This window comes from Pseudomonas sp. Irchel 3A5, from assembly GCF_900187575.1.
Taxonomy (GTDB): Bacteria; Pseudomonadota; Gammaproteobacteria; order Pseudomonadales; family Pseudomonadaceae; genus Aquipseudomonas; species Aquipseudomonas folii.
In genome coordinates this window covers 287,405-313,515 of the sequence record NZ_FYDU01000005.1, presented here as the reverse complement: position 1 = coordinate 313,515, position 26,111 = coordinate 287,405, and the positions used below count along the sequence as shown (strand labels likewise).

Below are 26,111 nucleotides of genomic sequence, written 5' to 3'. Positions count from 1 at the left end.
CCGGAGTTCGGGGCAGCACCGCAAGGCGCTGCAAACCCCGCCGAAGCGGGGTCGCTAGAGGCTCAAGCCTCAAGTCATTACTTGATCGTCAGGGCTTCCAGCTTGCCGCTGTTGCCGTAGACGTAAATCATGTCTCCCACTACCAACGGACGCGCACGCAGGCCGTCGCTGTCAATGCGCTCGCGGCCCACGAAACGACCATCCACCTGGCTCAACAGGTGCAGATAGCCTTCCATGTCGCCAACGGCTACATAGCTAGAAAACACTTCTGGCGAGCCCAGTTGACGACGGGCCAGTGCTTCGTTGCTCCACAGTGCGGAGGACGAACGCTCGTCGATACCTTCGACAGTACCGGAAGCCAGGCTGGCGTAAACGCTACCGAAGCCTTGCGCTACACCCGAGTAGCTCGAGGCGTCGCGCTGCCAGATGACACGGCCGCTTTCCAGCTCCAGACCGGCAACCCGACCCTGATAGGTAGCGACATACAACGTACCACCGGACAACAGCAGGCCGCCGTCGATATCAACGACGCGATCCAGCTCGGAGCGACCTTGCGGGACAGCGACACGCTGCTCCCAGACCGGCACACCGTTGGTGGTGTCCAGTGCAACCACTTTACCGGTCGACAGACCCGCCACCGCAAGGTGGTTGGTTACGATCGGCGCGCCAGTACCGCGCAGAGTCAGTACCGCTGGCGTGCTTTCGTAAATCCAGCGCTGGTTACCAGTAGCGGCATCAAAGCCAACTACGCGGTCATCCTGAGTCTGAACCACGACCACATCACCATTGGTTGCAGGCGGGGCCAGCACTTCACTGGTCACGCGAGCGCGCCACTTCTCTTCACCGGTGCTGGAATCCAGCACAACGATTTCGCCCTTCAGGGTACCGACCATCAGCATGCCATAACCAACGCCGACAGCGCCGGAAACAGGCAACTCAAGGTCCTTTTCCCAAATGACATTACCGTTCATGCGGTCCATCGAGACGATGTAACCTTCTACATCGCTGGCGAAGATACGGTCGCCATCGATAGCCGGAACCAACATGTTGTAGGTCTCGCCCTGCCCCTCACCAATGGAGCGGCTCCACTGCTTCTGCAGCACGACTTCTTCTTTGAAGTCGGTCAGTTCGGCCGGTGGCAATTCCTTTTTGCTGTTGCTGCTGCAACCCGCGGCCAAAATGGCCAGGGCCAGCAATGCTGCATGTTTCCAACGGATCACGTCACGCATCCCCTTTGGCCAGGTCGTCGAGCTTCATTTGTAAGCCACCTACGGCCGCTTCTTCAGACAGCGCGGATTTGGCTTTTTGGTATGCAGCATGGGCCTCGTCGGTGCGGCCCAGCTGTACCAGCAGGTCACCCTTGAGTTCTTCACGGCTGGCCAGGAATGCCTTTTCAGCATCGCCATCGAGCAGTTTCAGCGCGTCGTCAGCCTTGTTCTGTGCAGCCAGTACGCGAGCCAGACGCTGACGAGCGATTTCGCCCAGCGTATCGCTGGCCGGCTTGTCAGTCACCAGTTTCAACTCGGCTACTGCGTCATCGAGCTTGCCATTGTCGACGGCCACCTTGGCCACGAACAGGCTGCCGTACTGAGCATAGGCAGAACCGCCGAACTCGCTCTTGAGCTTGTTGGCGATATCAGCAACACGGGCCGTGTCGGCCTGGCCATTTGGCGTCAGGGCTGTTTCCAGCAATTGCTGGTAGAGCGCCGAAGCACCTTGTGACTGATTGCTTTCGTATCTGGTCCAGGCCTGCCAGCCAAGCACCACTACCAACGCCAGCAAACCACCCGTTACCAGGGGTTTACCATTGCGCTGCCACCAGTCCTTCATTGCCGCCAGTTCATCATCTTCAGTACCTGACACCCCAATACTCCTATTCGCTAAATCGGCTGTAAATCAGCTTCAACCCTGCACAACGCAGGAGGCCAGGTGCTCGGACAGAGCATCCCAGGCAATATTTTGTTGTTCACCCTGACCACGCAGGGGTTTGACACCGATGATCTGCTGCGCCAGCTCCTCTTCCCCAAGGATCAACGCAAACAATGCACCACTCTTGTCGGCTTTCTTGAACTGGCTTTTGAAACTGCCAGCTCCGGCATTCACCTGCAAGCGCAGGTTTGGCAACTCGTCACGGACACGCTCGGTCAGTGCCAGTGCAGCCAGTTCGGCAGCTTCGCCGAAGGCACACAGATACACGTCAACCTGACGGGAAATTTCTTCTGGAACCTGCTCGAGTGTTTCAAGCAACAAAACCAGACGCTCGATACCCATGGCAAATCCAACGCCACTGGTAGGCTTGCCGCCCATTTGCTCGACCAGACCGTCGTAACGGCCACCCGCGCAGACTGTACCTTGAGCGCCCAGTTGATCGGTCACCCACTCGAAAACGGTTTTGCTGTAGTAATCCAGGCCACGAACCAGCTTGGGATTGATCACATACGGAATGCCCGCAGCATCCAGACGCGCCTTCAGACCTTCGAAGTGAGTGCGAGACTCGTCGTCCAGATAGTCCGCCAGCTTCGGCGCATCAACCAGCAGCGCCTGAGTGTCTGCGTTCTTGGTATCCAGTACCCGCAGCGGGTTGGTTTTCAGGCGACGCTGGCTGTCTTCGTCCAGCTCGCTGAGGCGTGCCGAAAGGAACTCCACCAGCGCATCGCGATAGCGCGCACGCGCTTCACTGGTGCCCAGGCTGTTGAGTTCGAGCTTGACCGCGTCGCGAATGCCCAGCAGGCCCCACAGACGCCAGGTCAGCACGATCAGTTCTGCGTCGATGTCCGGACCGTCGAGATTGAAGACCTCGACGCCGATCTGGTGAAACTGACGATAACGGCCTTTCTGCGGGCGCTCATGGCGGAACATCGGGCCGATGTACCACAATTTCTGAACCTGACCGCCACCGGTAATGCCGTGTTCAAGCACTGCGCGCACGCAGGCTGCAGTGCCTTCAGGACGCAGGGTCAGGGAGTCACCGTTGCGATCAGCAAAGGTATACATCTCTTTTTCGACGATATCGGTTACTTCACCGATGGAACGCTTGAACAGATCGGTGAATTCCACGATAGGCATGCGAATCTGCCGGTAACCGTAGTTATCCAGCAAACGCGAGACAGTGCCTTCGAAATGACGCCACAGTGGGGTCTGATCGGGCAGGATGTCGTTCATGCCACGAATGGCTTGCAGAGACTTACTCACAAAAAATCCTTAGCAATTCTGGTTAGCCGCGCGCGATAAGGGCTGCGTCAGCTTCGACCTTTTCGGCCGCTTTCTGGCGAATCAAGCGTTCCAGCTCATCCACCAGATTGTCATTGGTCAGCTTCTGGGCTGGCTTGCCATCGATGTAAATCAGATTTGGCGTGCCACCGGTCAGGCCTACATGCGCCTCTTTGGCTTCACCCGGTCCGTTAACCACGCAACCGATGACCGCAACATCCAGCGGCACCAGCAAATCCTCAAGCCGCCCTTCCAGTTCATTCATGGTCTTGACCACATCGAAGTTCTGCCGCGAGCAACTCGGGCAGGCAATGAAGTTGATCCCACGAGAACGAAGGCGCAGCGATTTAAGGATGTCGTAGCCGACTTTAACCTCTTCAACCGGATCAGCCGCCAGCGAGATGCGGATAGTATCCCCAATTCCTTCGGCGAGCAGCATACCTAGGCCAACGGCCGATTTCACTGTGCCTGAACGCAATCCGCCTGCTTCGGTAATACCCAGGTGGAGCGGCTGGACAATTTCCCTGGCCAGCAAGCGGTAGGCTTCGACGGCCATGAACACATCGGAAGCTTTCACACTGACCTTGAAGTCCTTGAAGTTCAGGCGTTCCAGATGTTCAACGTGGCGCAGCGCTGACTCTACAAGCGCCGCTGGCGTCGGCTCGCCGTATTTCTTTTGCAGGTCTTTTTCCAGCGAACCAGCGTTAACGCCGATACGGATAGGAATACCGCGATCACGGGCAGCATCAACCACAGCCCTTACCCGATCTTCACGGCCGATGTTGCCCGGGTTGATACGCAGGCAATCGACGCCCAGCTCAGCAACGCGCAAGGCAATCCGGTAATCAAAGTGAATGTCGGCAACCAGCGGCACTTTCACCAACTGTTTGATACGGCCAAAAGCTTCTGCCGCGTCCATGTCCGGGACGGAAACCCGAACGATATCCACACCGGCAGCTTCAAGCCGGTTGATTTGCGCAACGGTAGCCGCGACATCATTGGTATCGCTGTTGGTCATGCTCTGTACCGCGATGGGAGCATCGCCCCCTACCGGAACCGAGCCCACCCAGATTTTTCTGGATTCGCGACGCTTGATCGGAGATTCACCGTGCATGAGTTATTGCCCCAGTTTCAGGCGAGCGGTAGCGCCGCTGGTGAACGGAGCTACATCGACAGGCATGCCGTTGTAGCTGACCTGAGCACCGGCTGCAGCACCCAGACGGACGTTGAGCGGCGGCTTGCCACTCACATCCAGGCTATCGCCTTTGTGTTTGATGCCCATGTACAAAACTTTACCGGTGCTGTCAGTAACCTGCGTCCAGCAATCGGCAGTAAACGAGATGCTCACCTGACCCGCACCGGCAACAGCTGCCTCAGGTGCAGCGGCGGGTGCAGATTGCGCAGGCGCAACAGCGGGAGCTGACGGGGCAGTTGCAGGCGCACTGCTCGTCGGCGCAGTCGCCGTTGGGCTGGCAGGTGGTGTGGTCGACGACGGAGCAGTCGCTGTCTGAGCGGGCACCTGTGTAGCCGGGGTGGCTGGATTTGCAGGATTTGCTGGATTCAACGCAAGCGGCGCCGAGTCTGAGGTTTGCGCTTCGGCAACCGCCTGATCTTCAGGCTCGTCCAGCGGATGAATCTGGGTGGTGCCATCGGCGCTCTCGACTTCAACGTGCTCAAGGCTCAGCCCTGAATCCTTGCCACGCAAGGACGTCTGATCCTGCCACCAGAAGAAACCGCCGCCGACCAGAACAACCAGCAACAGCAGACTGACGATTCGCAGAATATTGTGCGACAGGCGTACCGGCTCTTCGATACGACCCAACGCATGCACCGAGCTGCCTGCGCTGTCTGTGCCGGTGTACTGGTCAAATTGTGTCACCAGTGCAGTCTGGTCAAGATCCAGGACTTTGGCGTAAGCACGAACATAGCCGCGGGCGAAAGTATGACCCGGCAGCTTGTCAAAGTGGCCAGCCTCGAGGTTACTCAACGAAGTGACGGTGAGATTGAGCCTCTGGGCGACGTCTGGCAGCGACCAGTTTTTACTCTCGCGAGCCTGACGCAAGGTTTCGCCAGGATTGACGCGAGTGGCTGCTACGACTTCGGGTTGCACCGCTTTCATCATTGCTCCGACAGGTATTGCTGATATTCCGGCGTGCCGGGATAGAGTCTTTTGAGTTGCAGGCCAAAACTGGCTGCCTTGTTGCGATCATCGTAGATTTTTGCCAATCGCGTACCGAGCAATAGACTACGTGCATTTTGCTCGCTGAGCTGGCTAAAACGGTCGTAATAATCACGCGAGGGCACATAATGCCTGTCTTCGTAAGACAACTCAGCCATTTCCAGCAATGCGCGTGGCAACATACGGTCCATGCGCAGGGCTTTGGTGAAATGCGCCGTCGCCGCTTCGCGATCACCGAGCATCACCGCAGTCATGCCAAGATTCTCGAAAACCCGCGAGCGCTCAGGATAAAGGTTATCGGCGGCGGCCTGTTCAAAACGCTCATAAGCTTCCTTGTAGCGTTTTTGCTCGTAAAGAAAGCTGCCGTAGTTATTGAGGATGCGCGCGTCTCCTCGACGAGAAGACAGGGCCTTTTGAAAGTGCTGGTCGGCCAGCTCCGGTTCCATCTCGACCTGGAACACCAACGCGAGTGCTGCGTTGGCATCAGCGTCGGAACCGTCCAGCTCAAGCGCCTTCTTCAGCGGAACCTTGGCACGTTCGGTCTGCCCCTGCTGCAAATAGCCAATCCCCAACTGCACATAGGCCTCGCGTGCGGCGTCACGACCTTTGCTGGTGCTCATCGGATCGACATTGCCCGACGTCACACACCCAGCCAGCGCGATCATAAAGCAGAGCAGCAGGGCGGCACGCACGGACATTAAGGTTCTCTCGGCCAGGTTCGCGATCAGGTTCGAGTCGCGGCGCTTTGAGCCACACTCGCCTCGCTACTCAATTCGCGTACAGCAATGTAACGCTCGCTGCGGCGAGTACGGTCCATGACCTGCCCCACCAGTTGACCACAGGCTGCATCGATATCTTCCCCACGGGTGGTACGCACCGTGACGTTATATCCAGCCTGATGGAGTTGGTCCTGGAAGCGACGAATCGCGTTGTTGCTCGGACGCTCGTAACCAGAATGCGGGAACGGGTTGAACGGAATCAGGTTGATCTTGCAAGGCGTATCCTTGAGCAGCTCGATCATTTCAATAGCATGTTCGACCTGATCATTGACGTCCTTGAGTAACGTGTACTCAATAGTCAATACGCGCTTCTCACCCAGAGTCGCCATGTAGCGACGGCAGGACTCAAGCAACATTTTCAGCGGGTATTTCTTGTTGATCGGTACCAGTTGATTGCGCAGCGCATCGTTTGGCGCGTGCAGCGACAACGCCAGCGAGACATCAATGTGCTCAGCCAGCACGTCGATCATCGGTACCACGCCGGAGGTGGACAAAGTCACCCGACGTTTGGAAATGCCATACCCCAGGTCATCCATCATCAGATGCATGGCGGCAATGACATTATCGAAGTTCAGCAGCGGCTCACCCATGCCCATCATCACCACGTTGGTGATGGCACGGTCGACGGTAGCCGGGACGCTGCCAAAGGATTTGTTGGCAATCCACACCTGACCGATCACTTCGGCGGCGGTGAGGTTGCTGTTGAAGCCTTGTTTGCCGGTAGAGCAGAAACTGCAATCCAGCGCACAGCCCGCCTGGGACGAAACACACAATGTGCCGCGCTTGCCCTGGGGGATATAAACGGTCTCGACGCAGCTGCCGGACGCCACACGCACCACCCACTTACGGGTGCCATCGGTGGAGATGTCCTCGCTGACGACTTCAGGACCACGAACTTCAGCACAAGCCTTGAGCTTTTCACGCAAGGCTTTGCTGACGTTTGTCATGGCGTCGAAATCATCGACGCCAAAGTGGTGAATCCACTTCATGACCTGACCGGCACGGAAGCGCTTCTCCCCGATGGAATCGAAGAATTTTTCCATTTCCAGCTGGGTCAGACCCAACAGGTTTGTTTTGCCAGTCGTTGCAATCATGAATTCACCCTTCACTCGTTAGTCCAGGACTTAGCGAGCGGTTACCTCTGTAGCTGCGAAGAAGTACGAGATTTCGCGAGCAGCGGCTGCTTCGGAATCGGAGCCGTGAACAGCGTTGGCGTCGATGGAATCAGCGAAGTCAGCACGGATAGTGCCGGCAGCAGCTTCTTTAGGGTTGGTAGCGCCCATCAGCTCGCGGTTCAGAGCGATGGCGTTTTCGCCTTCCAGAACCTGAACAACAACAGGACCGGAGATCATGAACGCAACCAGGTCGCCGAAGAAGCCACGAGCGCTGTGCTCAGCGTAGAAACCTTCAGCTTCAGCCTTGGACAGTTGCTTCAGTTTCGAAGCAACGACGCGCAGACCGGCTTTTTCAAAACGAGTGGTGATCTCGCCGATAACGTTTTTAGCAACGGCGTCAGGCTTGATGATGGAGAAAGTACGTTGAACAGCCATGGTGTAACTCCAGAAACGATGATTAAAGCGAAAAATTAAACCCGCGAATTATACGCGGGTTTGAGGTTATTGCCTAACGTGCAAATTGGATCAGCCGATTTCGTCGGCCCAAAGCGTCTGAACCGCTTCGAGCACTTTCTCGCCGACGCGGCCAGAGGTGTCGTCGAAATCCGGCAACTGCTTGATCATCAGTTGCAGCCTGGTGAACCCCACCGAGTAAGGATCGACGCCGGGATGAGTCTCGGCCAGTTCCTCAGCGATTCGTTGTACGTCATTCCAACCGTAACTCATGACAGCTTCTCGATCAGTGCGGCGCTTCGGCCGCATGGTTAAGCGAATACTTCGGAATTTCAACGGTCAGGTCTTCATTTCCGACGACCGCCTGACAGGACAGACGAGACTGAGGTTCCAGCCCCCAGGCCTTGTCCAGCATGTCTTCTTCTAGCTCATCCGCTTCATTCAACGAGGCAAAACCCTCGCGAATGACGCAGTGGCATGTGGTGCAGGCACAAACACCACCACACGCACTTTCAATCTCGATGTGATGCTCGTGAGCAATTTCGAGAATAGACGTGCCGGGCTCGACCTCAACAACCAGCCCATCCGGACACAGCACGGCATGGGGCAGAAAAATCAGCTGCGGCATCAGTTATTCCTCAATGTCATTCAGATTGCGCCCCGCCAGAGCGGCTTTTACCGTCATATTCATGCGGCGGGCTGCAAATGCATCGGTCACCTGCGAGAGAAGCTTGGTCTGCTGCTCGATGGCAGGGCCATCGGTGCCTTGCATCAATTCACGTAATTCCTGCAACTGCAGGTCGATCACCATGCGTTCTTCAGCATCCAGCAAGCGCTCGCCATCAACTTCCAGTGCGGCCTCGACAGCCTCGACGAGGCGCTGGGCATCAACCTGCTGCTCGCGCAATACGCGGGCGACCTTGTCATCGCTGGCGTAAGCAAAGGAATCCTTGAGCATCCGGGCAATTTCGCCATCGGTCAGCCCATAGGACGGCTTGACCTGAATGCTCGACTCAACACCAGAGCCCAGCTCGCGGGCCGAGACACTGAGCAGACCGTCGGCATCGACCTGGAACGTCACACGAATCTTGGCCGCACCCGCCACCATGGCCGGAATGCCGCGCAACTCGAAACGAGCCAGGGAGCGGCAGTCACTGATCAACTCACGCTCGCCTTGCAGCACATGAATCATCATTGCCGACTGGCCGTCTTTGTAGGTGGTGAACTCTTGGGCACGCGCGACCGGGATCGTGGTGTTACGTGGAATCACCTTCTCCATCAGGCCGCCCATGGTTTCCAGTCCCAACGAGAGTGGAATCACGTCGAGCAGCAGCAACTCGCCACCGTCACGCTTATTGCCAGCCAGGGTATCCGCCTGGATCGCCGCACCAATGGCGACCACTTGATCCGGGTCGATATCCGTCAATGGCTGGCGACCGAACAGTTCAGCCACAGCGCCCCGCACCCGCGGGACACGCGTAGAACCGCCAACCATGACCACCGCTTCCACTTCGTCCAGCTCAATACCGGCATCACGCACGGCACGACGGCAAGACTTGAGGCTGCGCACAACCATTGGCTCGATGAGGGTTTCGAAAGCTTGCCGCGTCAGCGTGCCATTCCAGTCGCCATACTCGACGTCGACTGAAGCTTCGCTGGTCAGCGCTTCTTTAGCCTTGCAAGCCGTCTGCAACAGGCTGCGCTGAGCAGACGGGTCGATGTCGGCAGACAAGCCTGCCTCACTGACAATCCAGCCCGCAACCGCATGATCGAAGTCATCGCCGCCCAGCGCGGTGTCGCCGCCGGTTGCCAGGACTTCGAACACGCCGCCAGTGAGACGCAGAATAGAGATGTCGAACGTACCGCCGCCCAGATCATAAATCGCGACAACGCCCTGAGCGCTTTGATCCAGGCCATAAGCCACGGCCGCAGCGGTCGGCTCATTGAGAAGGCGGAGCACGTTAAGACCTGCCAACTTGGCGGCATCTTTGGTGGCCTGACGCTGAGCGTCATCGAAATAAGCCGGAACAGTGATCACCGCCCCGACCAAGTCACCACCCAACGCCTGCTCGGCACGCTGACGCAGTACCTTGAGGATATCGGCAGAGACTTCTACCGGGCTTTTCGGCCCCTGAACCGTCTCGATGAACGGCATGTGCGACTCACCGCCAACAAAGCGGTAAGGCAACTGCTCGCCCAATTGCTTGACGTCGGACAGACCACGACCCATCAAGCGCTTGACCGACAGCACGGTGTTGAACGGATCGGTCGAAGCGGCAGCTTTGGCAGCCTGCCCCACTTCAACGCGATCGGCGTGGTAGCGCACGGCAGACGGCAGAATGACTTGCCCTTCTGCGTCGGCCAGCGGTTCGGAAAGGCCACTGCGCAGTGCAGCGACCAGCGAATTGGTAGTCCCCAGGTCAATACCCACCGCCAGACGACGCTGATGAGGTTGGGGACTTTGACCGGGTTCGGCGATCTGCAGTAGAGCCATGCTTTATCAGAATTTCACAGGCGTGCGGCCAGAAGCAGCACGGAGTTAATCGTCGAGGCGCTCTTCAAGCTGGCGCACTTCGTAGGAGAGCTTGTCGAGGAACTGCATGCGCCGCATCAGGCGTTCGGCCTGTTCGCGTTGCGCAGCATCATCCCAACAGGCAGCGAAGCTTTCGTTCAGTTCGTCCTGAGCAGTCTTGAGGCGACGCTTGAAAACCGCGACACCGGCCAGATCGGCCTCATCCTGCAGATCCTCAAGCTCTTCGCGCCATTGCATCTGTTGCAGGAGAAAGTCGGGGTCATGCACGGTGACTTCAAGCGGCACTTCGCCGCGCATCGCTAACAGATAACGCGCCCGTTTCGGAGCACTCTTGAGTGTCTGATAGGCGTCGTTAAGACTGGCGGAGCGCTCAAGCGCCAACCGTTGCTCACGCTCTGAGGCGTCCGCAAAACGGTCGGGATGAACCCCACGAGCAAGCTCACGGTAGCGCGTCGCCAACTGATCGAGGTCGAGGCGAAAGCTCGGCTGAAGCTCGAATAGAGCGAAATGACAAGGAGTACCCACAATAAGCCTCAGACGTTGAAGCTTTCGCCGCAGCCACATTCACCGCGCGAGTTGGGATTGTTGAACTTGAAGCCTTCGTTCAACCCTTCCTTGACGAAATCAAGCTCGGTGCCATCGAGGTAGACCAGGCTTTTCGGGTCAATGATCACCTTGACGCCGTGTAGTTCGAACACGCTGTCTTCGCTTTGCGCCTCATCGACGAACTCAAGCACATAGGCGAGACCTGAACAGCCTGTGGTGCGCACACCCAGACGAACGCCATCACCTTTGCCACGCCCGTCAAGGGAGCGTCGTACGTGATTTGCGGCAGCTTCTGTCATGCTGATAGCCATCGGAACTCCTTATTACTTCACACCAGCTTCTTTAGAAAACGCTGCTATTACAGCAGGCCTTTCTTCTGCTTGTAATCGCGAACAGCCGCCTTGATAGCGTCTTCAGCGAGTACCGAACAGTGAATTTTCACCGGAGGCAAAGCCAGTTCTTCGGCCAGCTGAGTGTTCTTGATGGTCTCTGCTTCATCCAGAGTCTTGCCCTTCATCCACTCGGTAGCCAGAGAGCTGGAGGCGATAGCCGAACCGCAACCATAAGTCTTGAACTTGGCATCTTCGATGACGCCCTGCTCGTTGACCTTGATTTGCAGACGCATGACGTCGCCGCAAGCAGGAGCGCCGACCATGCCGGTGCCAACATCTGGATCTTCCGCGTTCATCTTGCCGACGTTGCGCGGATTTTCGTAGTGGTCAATGACCTTTTCGCTGTAAGCCATGATGCTATTCCTCTATCAGGGAGCCGCTCTGCAAGCCACGTAACAACGGGTGGAACATGGCCTGTCTGTAAGGCGGCTTTTAATTAGTGCGCCGCCCACTCGATCTTGGAAATGTCGACGCCGTCTTTGTACATGTCCCATAGCGGCGAAAGTGCACGCAGCTTGGTGACCGCTTCGCAGACTTTCTGCGCGGCGTAGTCCATTTCTTCTTCGGTACTGAAACGACCAAAGGTGAAGCGTATCGAGCTATGCGCCAGTTCGTCATTACGACCAAGGGCGCGTAGCACATAGGACGGCTCAAGCGACGCAGAAGTACAGGCGGAACCGGAAGAAACGGCCAGATCCTTGAGCGCCATGATCAGCGACTCGCCTTCGACATAGTTGAAGCTCAGATTCAGGTTGTGCGGCACACGAGCAGTCATGCTGCCGTTGACGTACAACTCTTCGAGATGCTCGACCTGCTTGTAGAAGCGATCACTCAGGGCTTTGACTCGCACGTTTTCTGCGGCCATTTCTTCCTTGGCGATACGGAATGCTTCACCCATGCCGACGATCTGATGCGTCGCCAGAGTACCGGAACGCATGCCACGTTCGTGACCACCGCCGTGCATGGCCGCTTCAAGGCGAACACGCGGCTTGCGGCTGACGTACAGCGCGCCGATACCTTTAGGGCCGTAGGTCTTGTGGGCAGAGAACGACATCAGGTCAACCTTGAGGCTGGCCAGATCGATCTCGACCTTACCGGTGGACTGCGCAGCATCGACATGGAACAGCACGCCACGGGAGCGGGTCAGCTCGCCAATCGCAGCGATGTCGTTGATGGTGCCGATCTCGTTGTTCACGTGCATGATCGAAACCAGAATGGTGTCGTCACGCAGAGCGGCTTCAACCATCGAAGGCGTGATCAGACCATCTTCACCCGGCTCGATGTAGGTGACTTCAAAACCTTCACGCTCAAGCTGACGCGTGGTGTCGAGCACAGCCTTGTGCTCGATCTTGTTGGTGATGATGTGCTTGCCCTTGCTGGCGTAGAAATGCGCGACGCCCTTGATGGCAAGGTTATCGGACTCGGTAGCACCAGAGGTCCAGACAATTTCGCGCGGATCGGCGTTGACCAGATCAGCGACCTGGCGGCGGGCGTTCTCGACCGACTCTTCAGCTTTCCAGCCGAAGACGTGGGAGCGCGATGCCGGGTTACCGAAGTTTCCGTCAGCGGTCAGGCACTCAATCATTTTCTGAGCGACACGCGGATCGACCGGGGTCGTCGCGGAGTAATCAAGGTAAATCGGCAACTTCATTGAATCTCTCCTATCAGGCAGGCGCACCGCTGATTCATCTACGCTCATTCAACGGCGGACGTTTCAATCTTATCCAGGTACTGGGTCTTGGCGCTGGTACGGCGCATATCCTGGCGCTGGGCAACTTCTTGTACCTCACGGCGAGTGACAAGGTCGGCCAGACTGATACCGCTTAGAAATTCGTGAATCTGCTCACTGAGGTCACACCACAAATGGTGAGTCAGGCAGGTATCGCCGGCGTGGCAATCACCCAAACCCTGGCAACGCGTGGCATCGACAGATTCGTTGACCGCATCGACCACCTGGGCAACCTTGATGCCATGCATGTCACGGGACAACTGGTAACCACCACCGGGACCACGCACGCTGGAGACCAGATTGCCACGGCGCAATTTGGCGAACAGTTGCTCAAGGTAGGACAGGGAAATGCCCTGACGCTCGGAAATGTCGGCCAGAGACACTGGCCCGTTCTGCGCATGTAACGCCAGATCAAGCATGGCAGTTACAGCGTATCGGCCTTTAGTAGTCAGTCGCATGGCGTATACCGCAGAGGTTCGGAATGAGAGCGAGTATGCTATTCCCGAGTATTTAAGTCAACTATAAGACCTAGCAAAACAGTCGGGATTGAGCGCAAAACCGCGGCCGCATCATAGCAAACACCGGGGCGCATGGCACGCCCCGGGTGTAGCGCCATCAGCCGACCTTGCTCTCGCTCTTGTCCTTCACGCAATCAAACACTTCGTCACGCAGCTCGGGCAGCTCCTTGGCGCAGTAATCGCTGCCAAGCCCTTTAAGGGCCTCGCACATCCCTTCCAGGCGACCGTCTACCGCCTGCAAGTGATCCAGCAATTGACCAATCGCACGCGCGACCGGATCCGGCATGTCTTCACTGACGCCGTAAGCATCAAAACCCAGCTTCTCGGCGATGGCCTTGCGCTTGGCTTCCACGTCATCACTGGACTTGATAATGATCCGCCCCGGAATCCCCACCGCCGTGGCACCTGCGGGAACAGCCTTGGTGACGACCGCGTTGGAACCGATCTTGGCGCCAGCACCAACAGTGAATGGCCCAAGAACCTTGGCACCCGCGCCCACCACAACACCATCTTCCAGGGTCGGGTGGCGCTTGCCGGCATTCCAGCTGGTGCCCCCAAGGGTTACGCCCTGATAGAGCGTCACGTCATTGCCGATTTCAGCCGTCTCACCGATCACAATCCCCATGCCGTGATCGATAAAGAAACGACGCCCGACCTTGGCGCCCGGATGGATTTCGATCCCGGTCATCCAGCGACCGAAATTCGAAACCACCCGCGCAGGCCACTTCCAGCCATTGGTCCACAGAATGTGCGCCAACCGATGCAGCCAGATGGCGTGCATACCGGGGTAGCAGGTCAGCACCTCAAACGAGTTACGGGCAGCAGGATCGCGATGAAACACGCTTTGAATATCTTCACGCAGACGCTCGAACATCATTGTTCCTTTCGTTTGTACGGTTCACCACGTGCAGCCTTCTGGGTTTCGGTAAGGATGCCGCGCAAAATACTGATCTCGGAGCGATTCACCTCGCTACGGCCATACAGGCGACGCAGCCGGGCCATCAAGTGGCGAGGTTTTTCCGGATCGAGAAAGCCGATAGCCACCAGAGTTGCTTCAAGATGGCCATAGAAGCCTTCCATCTCGTCCATGGTCGCCAGGTCAGCGCTGCGTACCGAGGTCACCTCAACTTTTTCGACCTTGGTAGGCTGGCCCTGGGTAGCCAGCCACGACATGCGCACCTCATAACTGAGGACCTGAACCGCCGCGGCGAGATTCAGAGAGCTGAACTCTGGATCGGACGGGATATGTACGTGGTAATGACATCGCTGCAACTCCTCGTTGGTCAGGCCGGCGTATTCACGACCGAACACCAACGCCACTTCCGCACCCTGCCCTGCCTGCTCGGCCGCCATCACGCCCGACTCACGCGGATCGAGCAGCGGCCACGGAATGCGACGGTCGCGAGCGCTGGTGCCCATGACCAGATTGCATCCCACTAAAGCGTCTTCAAGGGTCGCGACGACCTGGGCTTTCTCAAGGATATCGCCAGCACCCGAAGCGCGGGCATCAGCCTCGTGGTGAGGGAAAAACTGCGGATCAACGAGCACCAGGCGCGAAAGCCCCATGTTTTTCATGGCACGAGCAGCCCCACCGATATTACCGGGGTGACTGGTACCGACCAGGACAACACGAATGTTTTGCAGCAAGGCGAGTGCTCACAGATAAGTAGAGGGGGTGAAATCTTACAGAACCGCCGGGATGAACGCTATGAACGGTTGCGGCTGGCTAGAGACACCCACAAGTCGCGTAATCTCGTGGGACCTGCTTTAGCCGGGAAGGCGACATTTCTGCAGATAAATATCCAACGCCTTTCCCGACCTCTTCCCGGCTAAAGCCGGTCCCACGACATCACTCATTCCTTTGTTAGTCGACCCGCGTTCGAATGAATCAGGCGCAGCGGTATGGTAGAGAGATCGCGTTATTGTTCATCGCGAGCAAGCTCGGCTCCCACAGGCTCCACGGTCGTAGGACTGGCTTCGGCCGGGAGGGGGGGGGGGGTATATCTGGGGGGGTATATCTGGCGAAGAAAATTTAGCGACCATTCCGACGCGCTCCCGGCTAAAGCCGGTCCTACAAGATCAAACGCGGGATTGCAGACAAACATGGAATCGCCCACAAGTCGCGTAATCTCGTGGGACCGGCTTTAGCCGGGAAGGCGACATTTCTGCAGATGAAGATCCAGCGCCTGTCCCAGCCTCTTCGAGGTTGGAGCCGATCCTGCGACATCGGCATCCAGTTAACCACTGGAAAAGTTCCGCCACAGCCAATACAATGTTCGGCTTTCTTTAACGACCTAGGTGAAACGTCCATGCAGCCCATGCTGAATATCGCGCTGCGCGCCGCCCGCAGCGCCAGCGAATTGATCTTCCGCTCCATCGAGCGCCTGGATACCATCAAGGTCGATGAAAAAGGTGCGAAGGATTACGTCAGCGAAATTGACCGCGCTGCCGAGCAACTGATCATCACCGCCCTGCGCAAGGCCTACCCGACTCACGGCATCCTCGGCGAAGAAACCGGCATGCATGAGGGCAGCGGCGAAGGCGCTGACTACCTGTGGATCATCGACCCACTGGACGGCACGACCAACTTCGTTCGCGGCATCCCGCACTTCGCCGTCAGCATTGCCTGCAAACATAAAGGCCGTCTGGCTCACGCAGTGGTTCTGGACCCGGTTCGCCAGGAAGAATTCACTGCCAGCGCTGGTAACGGCGCGCAACTCAACGGTCGCCGCATGCGCGTCAGCCCGCGCACCAGTCTTGACGGCGCCCTGCTCGGCACCGGCTTCCCGTTCCGCGACGACCAGATGGACAACCTGGAAAACTACCTGGGTATGTTCCGCAGCCTGGTAGGCCAGACCGCAGGCATCCGTCGCGCAGGCGCTGCCAGCCTGGACCTGGCTTATGTAGCAGCGGGTCGCTTCGACGCCTTCTGGGAATCGGGCCTGTCCGAGTGGGACATGGCTGCAGGCGCGCTGCTGATCCAGGAAGCAGGCGGTCTGGTCAGCGACTTCACAGGCGGTCACGACTTCCTGGAAAAAGGCCACATTGTTGCCGGTAACACCAAGTGCTTCAAAGCTGTTCTGACCTCCATCGCACCGCACCTGCCGGCCACGATGAAGCGTTAAGATTCAGCCCCCCTAAAAAAACCGGCCAAGCGCCGGTTTTTTTTGTGCCTGCCACCTTCCGCCACACAGAAAAAGAAAAAGCACCCGAAGGCGCTTTTTCTGATCAACGCAGGCTCAAGCTTATTGCTGGTTTTGACCCAGAATCAGCTGGCCTTCCTTGTTGACTGGAATCTGACCGCCCGGATCACGATCCATGCGCACCTGACCCACCTTGTCATTCAGCTTGTACTTCACGTCATAACCCACGACCTTGTCGCTGATGTCATTAACCGTGTTGCAGCGAGTTTCGGTGGTGGTGTAAGTGTCGCGGTTCTGCATACCTTCCTGAACCTTGTTACCGGCATATCCGCCGCCGACAGCGCCTGCTACGGTGGCGATCTTCTTGCCATTGCCGCCGCCTACCTGGTTACCCAGCAAGCCACCTGCAACGGCGCCGATCACGCTACCAACGATCTGGTGCTCATCCTTGACCGGAGCACGCTTGGTTACGGTTACATCTTTGCAAACTTCACGCGGCGTTTTTATTTGCTGTTTAACCGGCTCGACTGCCAGTACATCCGCATATTCCGGGCCGCTTTTAACGAGGCTGTAGGTGGCAACAGCACCGCCAGCCGTAACAACGGCAGCGCCCAGCACAGCACCAACAAGCAACGATTTGTTCACGTGAACCTCCTGACCATCTCAAACGTAGTTTCCTACGCAGTACTTGGGTCGTTACCGTTCCAGCGTGAGCTTCGGCAATCCACGAACCCAAGCCTTGGAGCATAAAAAAGGGCATGAGTTCAATACTCATGCCCTTTTGGCATCACACCCGGATAGAGCTGCGATCAGGGTAGATCGTCAGCCTTATCGACGACCACAGGAGGAATAAGGTCCTCGGTGGTCAGGTTCAGCCAGATCAGCACCACGTTCGCGATGTAGATGGAGGAGTAAGTACCCGCCACAACACCCACGAACAGCGCGATGGAGAAACCTTCGAGGTTGTCACCGCCAAATACCCACAGCGCAGCAATGGCCAGCAAGGTCGAAACCGACGTTGCGACAGTACGCAGCAGCGTCTGAGTGGTAGAGATGTTGATGTTCTCGATCAACGACGCCTTGCGCAGCAAACGGAAGTTTTCCCGCACACGGTCGAATACGACGATGGTGTCGTTCAGCGAGTAACCGATGATCGCCAGCACGGCCGCCAACACTGTCAGGTCGAAAGTGATCTGGAAGAACGACAGGATACCCATGGTCACGACAACGTCGTGGATCAGGGAGATGATTGCGCCCACCGCGAACTTCCACTGGAAGCGGAACGCCAGGTAGATCAAAACACCGCCCAGAGCCAGCAACATGCCCAGACCGCCCTGGTCGCGCAGCTCTTCACCCACTTGCGGGCCCACGAACTCGACACGCTTCACGGTAGCCGGGTTGTCGCCGCCTGCTTTACGCAGCGCATCGGCAACCTGAGAACCCAACTGCGGATCTTCACCGGGCATACGCACCAGCAGATCGGTAGTGGCGCCGAAGCTCTGCACCACCGCATCGTGATAACCAGAGCTGACCAGCTCTTCACGAACCTTGCCCAGATCGGCAGGACGCTCGTAAGTCAGCTCGATCAGCGTACCGCCGGTAAAGTCCAGACCATAGTTGAGGCCCTTATGGAACCAGCTGAACAACGCCAGAGCAGTAAGGAGCATCGTAACGGCGAACGCAATATTGCGAACGCCCATGAAGTTAATGGTACGTAACATGGCAGCCCCTTAAATCCACAACTTCTTGAAGTCACGCCCGCCATAGATCAGGTTGACCATTGCGCGGGTCACCATGATGGCCGTGAACATCGAGGTAAAGATCCCGAGCGACATGGTCACCGCAAAACCCTTCACCGGGCCCGTGCCCATTGCGAAGAGAATGCCGCCGACCAGCAACGTCGTCAGGTTGGCGTCGAGGATCGCGGTATAGGCGCGGTCGAAACCTTCATGAATCGCACGCTGGACGGTCATGCCATTGGCGATTTCCTCGCGTATCCGCGAGAAGATCAGCACGTTGGCATCCACCGCCATACCCATCGTCAAGACGATACCGGCAATACCCGGCAGGGTCAGCGTTGCACTCAGCAGTGACATCAACGCCAGCAGCATGACCATGTTCAGCGCCAGAGCGACTGTCGCGATCAAGCCGAAGAAGCGATAGATCGCCATGATGAACAGCGACACGAACAGCATGCCCCACAGGGAAGCATCGATACCTTTGGTGATGTTGTCAGCACCCAGGCTCGGGCCAATGGTGCGCTCTTCAGCGAAGTACATCGGCGCAGCCAGACCACCGGCACGCAGCAACAGCGCCAGTTCGGAAGACTCACCCTGACCGTTCAGACCGGTAATCCGGAACTGAGCACCCAGCGGCGACTGAATGGTCGCCAGGCTGATGATTTTCTTCTCTTCCTTGAAGGTCTGAACAGGCACGTCTTTCTCGACGCCGTCGACCATCTGCTTGGTGTAAGTAGTGGTTGGCTTCTGCTCGATGAAGATCACCGCCATGCTGCGGCCCACATTGCTGCGGGTTGCACGGCTCATCAAATCGCCACCGTGACCGTCCAGCGTGATGTTCACCTGTGGACGACCATGCTCGTCGAAGCTGGCCTTGGCGTCAGTCACCTGATCACCGGTGATGATCAGACCACGTTCAACCGGAGCAGCCGGACGACCGCCTTCGCGGAACTCGAACATTTCGGTAGTGGCTTTGGAGTCATCCGGACCTGCGCCCAGACGAAATTCCAGGTTGGCTGTCTTGCCCAGAATACGCTTGGCTTCAGCGGTATCCTGTACGCCCGGCAACTCGACCACGATGCGGTTGGCACCCTGACGCTGAACCAGAGGCTCGGCAACACCCAGCTCGTTGACCCGGTTACGCACCGTGGTCAGGTTCTGCTTGATGGAGTAGTCGCGGATCTCGTTGATCTTCGCCGGCGTCATCGCCAGACGCAGAACAGCGATCCCGTTCAGCTCAGCCGGCGTGATTTCGAAATCGGTGAAATTCTTGCGAACCAGTACGCGGGCTTCTTCACGGGCAGCGTCATCGCTGAAACCCAGTTGAATAGCGCCACCCACTTGCGGCAGGCTGCGATAACGCACTTTTTCCTTGCGCAGCAGGCTTTTGACTTCGCCTTCATAAACTTTCAGACGCGCATCCAGCGCCTTGTCCATGTCAACTTCCAACAGGAAGTGCACACCACCGGACAAGTCCAGACCCATCTTCATCGGGGTTGCGCCTAAATTGCGCAACCATGTCGGCGTAGTCCGGGCCAGGTTAAGTGCGACGACATAGTCATCACCCAACACCTTGCGCACAACATCCTTGGCCGGCAGTTGGTCTTCCTGTTTGGTCAGACGCAACAAACCGCCTTTGCCATTCTCGGCCAGGGAAGAGGCCTTGACCGCGATTCCGGAATCAACAAGCGCTTTGCTCGCACGCTCCAGATCAGCCTGACCCACCTGCAACGCAGTGCTTGCGCCGCTGATCTGGATCGCTGGATCGTCAGGGTAGAGATTGGGTGCGGAATAAATAAAACCGATCACCAGCACCGCCAGGATCAGTACGTATTTCCACAGAGGGTATTTGTTCAGCATCACGCCGCCCGCTTATAACGCGGGGCGCCTTGCGCGCCCCGTCGATTGGTAAAAGTCTGAATCTTAAATCGCTTTCAGGGTGCCCTTTGGCAGCGTGGCAGCAATAGCGCCCTTCTGCATTTTCAGCTCAACAGTGTCGGAAACTTCGATAACCACGTAGCCGTCACTCACTTTAGTGATCTTGCCAGCGATACCGCCGGTAGTAACCACTTCGTCGCCCTTCTGCAAGTTGCTCAGCAGATTCTTCTGCTCTTTGGCGCGCTTGGCCTGTGGACGCCAGATCATCAGATAGAAGATGACCAGAAAGCCGACCAGGAAAATCCATTCAAAACCGCCACCCATAGGGCCGGCAGCAGGTGCAGCAGCATCCGCGAAAGCGGGAGAGATGAAAAAGCTCATTTAGCACTCCAGTTGCATAATTAAGTAGAAAGCAGAAAAACTTGTTTTGACTCAGTCCATCGGCGGCGTTGGAATCCCGCGCTTGGCATAGAAGGCATCGACAAAGGCGGCCAATGTACCTTGTTGAATAGCCTCGCGCAAACCAGCCATAAGGCGCTGGTAATGCCGCAAATTGTGGATCGTATTAAGCATGCTTCCCAGCATTTCGCCGCACTTGTCCAGGTGGTGCAGATAAGCGCGCGAGAAGTTCTGACAGGTGTAGCAATCGCAGGTCGGATCCAGCGGCGAATCATCATGACGATGGAACGCGTTACGGATCTTCAATACACCTGTATCAATGAACAAATGACCGTTGCGGGCATTGCGGGTCGGCATCACGCAATCGAACATGTCGATTCCGCGGCGCACACCCTCAACCAGATCTTCAGGCTTGCCTACCCCCATAAGGTAACGAGGTTTTTCAGGGGGCATCAGGCCTGGCAGGTAATCCAGCACCTTGATCATTTCGTGCTTGGGTTCGCCCACCGACAGACCGCCGATGGCCAGGCCATCAAAGCCGATCTGATCCAGACCTTCCAGCGAGCGTTTGCGCAGGCTTTCATGCATGCCGCCCTGAACGATACCGAACAGCGCGGCCGTGCTTTCACCGTGCGCAACTTTCGAACGCTTGGCCCAGCGCAGCGAGAGTTCCATAGAGACGCGAGCGACATCTTCGTCAGCCGGGTAAGGCGTGCATTCGTCGAAGATCATCACGATGTCCGAGCCCAGATCACGCTGAACCTGCATCGACTCTTCCGGGCCCATGAACACCTTCGCGCCATCAACAGGCGAGGCGAAGGTCACGCCCTCCTCCTTGATCTTGCGCATCGCGCCCAGGCTGAACACCTGAAAACCACCGGAGTCGGTCAGAATCGGGCCTTTCCACTGCATGAAATCGTGCAGGTCGCCGTGGGCCTTGATGACCTCAGTGCCCGGACGCAGCCACAAGTGGAACGTGTTGCCCAGAATGATCTGCGCACCGGTGGCCTCGATATCACGCGGCAGCATGCCCTTGACCGTACCGTAAGTGCCCACCGGCATGAACGCCGGGGTTTCCACCACGCCCCGCGGGAAGGTCAATCGACCACGACGCGCCTTGCCGTCAGTGGCCAACAACTCGAAAGACATACGACTGGTGCGGCTCATGCGTGATCCTCTGGGCCCGATGCCTTGGGAGCGGTCGGCGCGGGATTGCGGGTGATGAACATCGCATCACCGTAACTAAAGAAGCGGTAACCGTTCTCCACCGCCGCCGCGTAGGCAGCCATGGTCTCGGGATAACCGGCGAATGCCGAAACCAGCATCAACAGCGTGGACTCCGGCAAATGAAAGTTGGTCACCAGGGCGTCGACCACATGGAAGGGACGCCCCGGAAAAATAAAGATATCGGTGTCGCCACTGAACGGCTTCAACACACCGTCACGCGCGGCGCTTTCCAGCGAACGCACGCTGGTCGTACCGACCGCAATCACCCGACCGCCGCGCTCACGACAGGCCGCCACCGCATCCACCACATCCTGGCCGACTTCCAGCCATTCGCTGTGCATGTGGTGGTCTTCAAGCTTCTCGACCCGCACCGGCTGGAACGTGCCCGCGCCGACGTGCAGGGTGACAAACGCCATCTCCACGCCTTTGGCCTTCATGGCATCCAGCAGCGGCTGATCGAAATGCAGACCCGCGGTCGGTGCAGCCACCGCACCGGCACGCTGGGCATAGACCGTCTGATATCGCTCGCGGTCGGCGCTGTCATCGGGTCTGTCTATATAAGGAGGCAACGGCATATGCCCGACGCGTTCCAACAACGGCAAGACCGGCTCGTTAAAGCGCAACTCGAACAACGTGTCGTGACGCACCACCATCTCGGCTTCGCCACCGCCATCGATAACAATCATCGACCCCGGCTTGGGCGACTTGCTCGACCGCACGTGGGCCAGCACGCTGTGCGTGTCCAGCACCCGCTCCACCAGAATTTCCAGCTTGCCGCCGGACGCCTTCTGGCCGAACAAGCGCGCCGGGATCACTCGGGTGTTGTTAAACACCATCAAGTCACCGGGGCGTACATGCTCCAGCAAATCGGAAAAATGCTCGTGCCCCAGCGCGCCCGTCACCCCGTCCAGGGTCAACAGACGACTGCTGCGGCGCTCGGCCAAAGGGTGGCGAGCGATCAGGGAATCAGGGAGTTCGAAAGTAAAGTCAGCAACGCGCATGATCGAGTTCGTCTAGCAGGGCCGCGAAGTTTAGCGGAAAGAGACAAAATTGACCATGAAAGGTGATTGACCAACGGTAATACCGTCTGTAGACTTCGCCGCCATTGAGCCCTGATGGCGGAATTGGTAGACGCGGCGGATTCAAAATCCGTTTTCGAAAGAAGTGGGAGTTCGATTCTCCCTCGGGGCACCACGACACACTTCAAGCTGCTGCTCAAGGCAGTTTGAATACAAAGAAACCGGCCATTGCGCCGGTTTTTTTGTGCCTGATTATCGACCAGCCTGTTAACCGACCTTATCTCTTCCCCACTCCCCCTCCCTCCGCATACACAGCAACAATTCAGACTGCAGCACTGCGATTTACAGTTATCCGTGGGCTCACATCGGTCCGGGGCGACTTCACTACTGAGGTGTCTGCCCCCCCCCCCTAACATATGAATCCCACCAGCGAGGAGAATCCGGCAGAAGTCGGGGGCCCCTGAGAACCTCAGCTCCACGCGAGGTCGGAAACCCGCCGGATTTCGCTAGTGCCTGGACTCCAAGTTAGCTGACTGGTTTACCGAGTTGACCAAGCCAATCGTTCACTATCCTGAACGAAACCCTTGACCGTTACAGATACGGTAAGGATGGCCTTTTCGCTTCAAGATCCTTTCAAATTCAACGTTGAAATTTCAGTAAGCTGGCGGGCCTCCCACTAATACGATCCGGCGGGTTTCCGACCCCGTGTTATGCAAGATCGCCCAGGGTCCCCGGCGGTTTTTCCAGTAGGGTGAAGAACCGGGGAGTCAGCGCAACTCAATCATTCCTCCTTTTGCTGGGATCATTACCAACCGACAGTGGACAGCAAGATTTCAAAACAGTAGCGTCGCGCCACCACCCTCCCCATGTAAAGGAATACGTCATGCTTGTATCTGTCGTTCGCTTTGCTGCATTTGCCAGTCTGCTATCAACGCTTGTCGGGTGCTCCGCCGTAGGCGTTGTGGCCAGTTCAGATCCGCATCAAAAGCTAGCCGATGCCGATGCTTTGGTCGATCAGAATAGACCGTTACCTGCAGAGCGGCTCATTGTCGAAACGTTGACGATCTGCCAAACCACGGCGGATCAACTCTGCTTTGCCGATGCGTACCGTGTTTATGGCTTGTTTTTCATGTCGCCGACATTGGGTGGCCAATGGGCAACTCATTACAGTACCAACGGCTTTCTTGATCGGACGGCGATCTATAGTGCTCGGTACGAAAAGGCCAACGAGTACTTCGAAAAGTCGCGGGCGATTTACGCGCAGGCAGGCAAGCTCGATGTCGTGACCAATATCAATCTTAACCGTGGTTTCGCTTATGAGCTGGCGGCGAACAAGCGGTCCGCTTGCAGTGCCTACAACGACAGCCTGGCGGCCAGTCACGAAAATCTCCGGTTACGGCCGGGAGCCGTTATTCGAGTACCAGAAAAATACGGCACGTTTGAAAATTACATTGCCTTGCAGAAGAAACGCGTGGGATGCGATAGCCAAGGATGAGCCGCGCTGAGCTCGTCAGAGAACGATCTTCAGATCCCCCTCAAGCGCGAGGAGCTGCGGATGAAGCAGCTCCAGCGACAGCCCCTGCCTGAGATTGGTTAACCAATCCCGCAGCACACGCCCAATAGTTTCTAGATTCGCCCGTCAGCTCTAATAGTCATCAATATCTGTTGCATGGTCTCGACATCGCCTCGATTTTAGCGACAGTGGATTAGGGACGGCTTATGGCCTGATCCAGTATTGTGCGACCATAGGCGCAAGCAAGCTGTATCCCTAAACAAGTAATCTGGCTGTACGCCACGAATTATATGGGAGATTCAAGTCCCCCTCGGGGGACCACGACACACTTCAAGCTGCTGCTCAATGCAGCTTGGATACAAAGAAACCGGCCATTGTGCCGTTTTTTTGTGGGTGGAATTCGGGATCTTCCGATGATAAAAAGCGGTGACCTGCCAAGGACGCCCTCATTCTTAAACACTGAAAACGCCCAGCAGATTTAGCACGTAACAAGCCCCTCAAACAGCATCCGTCCAAGGCCAGCGGGCACCCTGAGCCCCAAAAGCACCGGTTTGGCGATAGCCACGAAAACTGAGCGCCGCAGGGTGTGTACACACATGACTGTCACGTACACTACACACGAAAAAATTTTCCGACGCATACCTGAAGTGCGCAAGAAGTGTAAGTGAGAATTCGTTGATCGCATTTCCAACCCACACTCATGGATGGGCCAATCGTTTGCCTACCGCATCATCAATCGGCGCGGGTTACCCCTCATGTCACCGTTAGTGTGCGTCGTGACGTTCCAGGTCGTGGCTGGAATGATAGGCTTGGTGGTCGTAGTCCCGAATCCAACGCTTTCACGAGCCTCCAGGAATATCGACCATCCCTCCCAGGCGTGGCGAATCTTCTTTCGGATCATGGCTGTCTGTATGTGCTACATGTTCTCGTCGCTGGCGACAATTATCGTACTGACCAATGTATTGGAGAATTACGATCTACATGGCCTGTCAGAAATCAAACGCGCGATGGTAGTAGCGGCTCAGCCCATACCCTTGCTCATCGTGTTTTATTGGTTGCTTGCCAAGGGCGTGCGCAAGGTGGAGCAGGACAGGCTGAAAGCTGGCCATTAATCTGGTTCGCTGCATTCGCGTTTTAGCATTGGCACGCAGGGTCGCCGGAGCCGATCAGAAACTCATTGAGGCTCGGTACTCTTCACCTTCGATTACAACTGAACCCATGAATAAGACCGACCGCCAAACCCTTGTAGTCAGCGTTAAAAAGTATCTCACGATCGTCTTTATGCTCTGTTTTGTAGGCGCTTGCATCTACACATACCTGTACAAACCGGAATTTCCTTCTGAGATAGTCCTGAAGCAAGACTTCATTCCAGGACAGCGGATCTATATCGTTCAGGATGCCAGGGATTCAGATGAGCCTAAAAGTCTGCGTTTCTACGTCAACAACGGCGGCAGCAGGAATGATGAGGCGATGAAGGTGCGCCTCGGTAAGACCCCGCCCTTCCTGGTCTCGGACACTGACTTGAAAGACGTGATAATCCAACGTGTCCCCAACGGCCTGCACATCAAACTCAAAGGCGCAGTCTCGAATTACCAGAGCGACCTTTACCTGGAAGACGGCGACACTTACACCACCTACCGCGTAAGCCTTGAGCAAGTTGAAACGAGACCGCCCTTGCCGAGCGGTCGGTGAGCTTGTTTCAGCAAGGTCGGCCACCACGAAATTGGAATGAACAACAC

General features: G+C 57.0%; 28 protein-coding genes and 1 tRNA gene. 5 read left to right on the top strand and 24 right to left on the bottom strand.

Going from position 1 to position 26,111, the window contains the following annotated elements:
- Nucleotides 1-77 precede the first annotated feature (77 nt).
- The 18 genes from bamB to trmJ form a co-directional block, all read right to left on the bottom strand.
- Complete coding sequence (gene bamB / locus CKW31_RS10480) at nucleotides 78-1,229, bottom strand: outer membrane protein assembly factor BamB (protein ID WP_095094289.1); 1,152 nt, start codon at nucleotides 1,227-1,229, stop codon at nucleotides 78-80.
- Nucleotides 1,222-1,863 carry a YfgM family protein gene (locus tag CKW31_RS10475; protein WP_095094287.1) on the bottom strand — a complete coding sequence of 214 codons (642 nt, stop codon included), beginning with the start codon at nucleotides 1,861-1,863 and terminating at the stop codon, nucleotides 1,222-1,224. The genes bamB and CKW31_RS10475 overlap by 8 nt, the downstream gene beginning before the upstream one ends.
- Nucleotides 1,864-1,902: 39 nt before the next feature.
- Nucleotides 1,903-3,192, bottom strand: coding sequence for a histidine--tRNA ligase (gene hisS / locus CKW31_RS10470; protein WP_095094285.1), 1,290 nt, complete (start codon nucleotides 3,190-3,192; stop codon nucleotides 1,903-1,905).
- Between the two features lie 22 nt (nucleotides 3,193-3,214).
- On the bottom strand, nucleotides 3,215-4,324 hold the full coding sequence (ispG, locus tag CKW31_RS10465; protein WP_095094284.1) for a flavodoxin-dependent (E)-4-hydroxy-3-methylbut-2-enyl-diphosphate synthase: 1,110 nt from the start codon (nucleotides 4,322-4,324) through the stop codon (nucleotides 3,215-3,217).
- Between the two features lie 3 nt (nucleotides 4,325-4,327).
- A complete protein-coding gene (locus CKW31_RS10460) occupies nucleotides 4,328-5,329 on the bottom strand; it encodes a RodZ family helix-turn-helix domain-containing protein (protein WP_095094282.1) in 1,002 nt (333 codons plus the stop codon).
- Nucleotides 5,329-6,087, bottom strand: coding sequence for a type IV pilus biogenesis/stability protein PilW (gene pilW, locus CKW31_RS10455; protein WP_095094278.1), 759 nt, complete (start codon nucleotides 6,085-6,087; stop codon nucleotides 5,329-5,331). Before pilW ends, CKW31_RS10460 begins: the two co-directional genes overlap by 1 nt.
- Before the next feature lie 26 nt (nucleotides 6,088-6,113).
- Complete coding sequence (gene rlmN, locus CKW31_RS10450) at nucleotides 6,114-7,262, bottom strand: 23S rRNA (adenine(2503)-C(2))-methyltransferase RlmN (RefSeq protein WP_095094479.1); 1,149 nt, start codon at nucleotides 7,260-7,262, stop codon at nucleotides 6,114-6,116.
- Nucleotides 7,263-7,292: 30 nt separating this feature from the next.
- Entirely contained in the window at nucleotides 7,293-7,718 is a 426-nt protein-coding gene (gene ndk, locus CKW31_RS10445) for a nucleoside-diphosphate kinase (RefSeq protein WP_002552482.1), read from the bottom strand.
- Nucleotides 7,719-7,808: 90 nt separating this feature from the next.
- Nucleotides 7,809-8,009, bottom strand: coding sequence for a Fe-S cluster assembly protein IscX (iscX, locus tag CKW31_RS10440; RefSeq protein WP_095094276.1), 201 nt, complete (start codon nucleotides 8,007-8,009; stop codon nucleotides 7,809-7,811).
- A 13-nt stretch (nucleotides 8,010-8,022) separates the two neighbouring features.
- On the bottom strand, nucleotides 8,023-8,364 hold the full coding sequence (gene fdx / locus CKW31_RS10435) for an ISC system 2Fe-2S type ferredoxin (RefSeq protein ID WP_095094274.1): 342 nt from the start codon (nucleotides 8,362-8,364) through the stop codon (nucleotides 8,023-8,025).
- Between the two features lie 3 nt (nucleotides 8,365-8,367).
- Nucleotides 8,368-10,230: a Fe-S protein assembly chaperone HscA gene (gene hscA / locus CKW31_RS10430; protein WP_095094272.1), complete on the bottom strand. Its 1,863-nt coding sequence runs from the start codon at nucleotides 10,228-10,230 to the stop codon at nucleotides 8,368-8,370.
- A gap of 45 nt (nucleotides 10,231-10,275) precedes the next feature.
- A complete protein-coding gene (hscB, locus tag CKW31_RS10425; protein WP_095094270.1) occupies nucleotides 10,276-10,794 on the bottom strand; it encodes a co-chaperone HscB in 519 nt (172 codons plus the stop codon).
- An 8-nt stretch (nucleotides 10,795-10,802) separates the two neighbouring features.
- Complete coding sequence (gene iscA, locus CKW31_RS10420) at nucleotides 10,803-11,126, bottom strand: iron-sulfur cluster assembly protein IscA (protein WP_087264568.1); 324 nt, start codon at nucleotides 11,124-11,126, stop codon at nucleotides 10,803-10,805.
- A 47-nt stretch (nucleotides 11,127-11,173) separates the two neighbouring features.
- A complete protein-coding gene (gene iscU, locus CKW31_RS10415) occupies nucleotides 11,174-11,560 on the bottom strand; it encodes a Fe-S cluster assembly scaffold IscU (RefSeq protein WP_002552476.1) in 387 nt (128 codons plus the stop codon).
- 83 nt (nucleotides 11,561-11,643) lie between these two features.
- Entirely contained in the window at nucleotides 11,644-12,858 is a 1,215-nt protein-coding gene (locus CKW31_RS10410; protein WP_027902649.1) for an IscS subfamily cysteine desulfurase, read from the bottom strand.
- A 44-nt stretch (nucleotides 12,859-12,902) separates the two neighbouring features.
- On the bottom strand, nucleotides 12,903-13,394 hold the full coding sequence (gene iscR, locus CKW31_RS10405; protein WP_027902650.1) for a Fe-S cluster assembly transcriptional regulator IscR: 492 nt from the start codon (nucleotides 13,392-13,394) through the stop codon (nucleotides 12,903-12,905).
- A gap of 157 nt (nucleotides 13,395-13,551) precedes the next feature.
- Complete coding sequence (gene cysE / locus CKW31_RS10400) at nucleotides 13,552-14,328, bottom strand: serine O-acetyltransferase (protein WP_027902651.1); 777 nt, start codon at nucleotides 14,326-14,328, stop codon at nucleotides 13,552-13,554.
- Nucleotides 14,328-15,101: a tRNA (cytosine(32)/uridine(32)-2'-O)-methyltransferase TrmJ gene (gene trmJ / locus CKW31_RS10395; protein WP_095094268.1), complete on the bottom strand. Its 774-nt coding sequence runs from the start codon at nucleotides 15,099-15,101 to the stop codon at nucleotides 14,328-14,330. Before trmJ ends, cysE begins: the two co-directional genes overlap by 1 nt.
- A 662-nt stretch (nucleotides 15,102-15,763) precedes the next feature.
- On the opposite strand from trmJ, the gene suhB reads away from it, so the two are divergent.
- Complete coding sequence (gene suhB, locus CKW31_RS10390; protein ID WP_027899882.1) at nucleotides 15,764-16,579, top strand: inositol-phosphate phosphatase; 816 nt, start codon at nucleotides 15,764-15,766, stop codon at nucleotides 16,577-16,579.
- Between the two features lie 120 nt (nucleotides 16,580-16,699).
- Here suhB and CKW31_RS10385 read toward each other — a convergent pair whose 3' ends face one another.
- The 6 genes from CKW31_RS10385 to queA form a co-directional block, all read right to left on the bottom strand.
- Complete coding sequence (locus CKW31_RS10385) at nucleotides 16,700-17,242, bottom strand: glycine zipper 2TM domain-containing protein (protein WP_027899883.1); 543 nt, start codon at nucleotides 17,240-17,242, stop codon at nucleotides 16,700-16,702.
- A 164-nt stretch (nucleotides 17,243-17,406) separates the two neighbouring features.
- Nucleotides 17,407-18,318 carry a protein translocase subunit SecF gene (gene secF, locus CKW31_RS10380; RefSeq protein ID WP_095094266.1) on the bottom strand — a complete coding sequence of 304 codons (912 nt, stop codon included), beginning with the start codon at nucleotides 18,316-18,318 and terminating at the stop codon, nucleotides 17,407-17,409.
- Nucleotides 18,319-18,327: 9 nt separating this feature from the next.
- Nucleotides 18,328-20,196 carry a protein translocase subunit SecD gene (secD, locus tag CKW31_RS10375; RefSeq protein ID WP_095094264.1) on the bottom strand — a complete coding sequence of 623 codons (1,869 nt, stop codon included), beginning with the start codon at nucleotides 20,194-20,196 and terminating at the stop codon, nucleotides 18,328-18,330.
- Nucleotides 20,197-20,259: 63 nt separating this feature from the next.
- Nucleotides 20,260-20,595, bottom strand: a complete 336-nt coding sequence (gene yajC, locus CKW31_RS10370; RefSeq protein WP_095094262.1) for a preprotein translocase subunit YajC — start codon at nucleotides 20,593-20,595, stop codon at nucleotides 20,260-20,262.
- Nucleotides 20,596-20,646: 51 nt separating this feature from the next.
- Nucleotides 20,647-21,762 (bottom strand): tRNA guanosine(34) transglycosylase Tgt, encoded by a 1,116-nt coding sequence (tgt, locus tag CKW31_RS10365; protein ID WP_095094477.1) that lies wholly within the window; start codon nucleotides 21,760-21,762, stop codon nucleotides 20,647-20,649.
- Between the two features lie 14 nt (nucleotides 21,763-21,776).
- Nucleotides 21,777-22,841 (bottom strand): tRNA preQ1(34) S-adenosylmethionine ribosyltransferase-isomerase QueA, encoded by a 1,065-nt coding sequence (gene queA, locus CKW31_RS10360; RefSeq protein WP_095094260.1) that lies wholly within the window; start codon nucleotides 22,839-22,841, stop codon nucleotides 21,777-21,779.
- A gap of 108 nt (nucleotides 22,842-22,949) precedes the next feature.
- On the opposite strand from queA, the gene CKW31_RS10355 reads away from it, so the two are divergent.
- The 4 genes from CKW31_RS10355 (at nucleotide 22,950) to CKW31_RS10340 (ending at nucleotide 26,064) form a co-directional block, all read left to right on the top strand.
- Nucleotides 22,950-23,034: transfer RNA gene (locus CKW31_RS10355), tRNA-Leu, on the top strand.
- Nucleotides 23,035-23,742: 708 nt separating this feature from the next.
- Nucleotides 23,743-24,354 (top strand): hypothetical protein, encoded by a 612-nt coding sequence (locus tag CKW31_RS10350; protein WP_095094258.1) that lies wholly within the window; start codon nucleotides 23,743-23,745, stop codon nucleotides 24,352-24,354.
- Between the two features lie 773 nt (nucleotides 24,355-25,127).
- Nucleotides 25,128-25,484 carry a hypothetical protein gene (locus tag CKW31_RS10345; RefSeq protein WP_141230141.1) on the top strand — a complete coding sequence of 119 codons (357 nt, stop codon included), beginning with the start codon at nucleotides 25,128-25,130 and terminating at the stop codon, nucleotides 25,482-25,484.
- Nucleotides 25,485-25,590: 106 nt separating this feature from the next.
- Entirely contained in the window at nucleotides 25,591-26,064 is a 474-nt protein-coding gene (locus tag CKW31_RS10340) for a hypothetical protein (protein WP_095094254.1), read from the top strand.
- Nucleotides 26,065-26,111 lie beyond the last annotated feature (47 nt).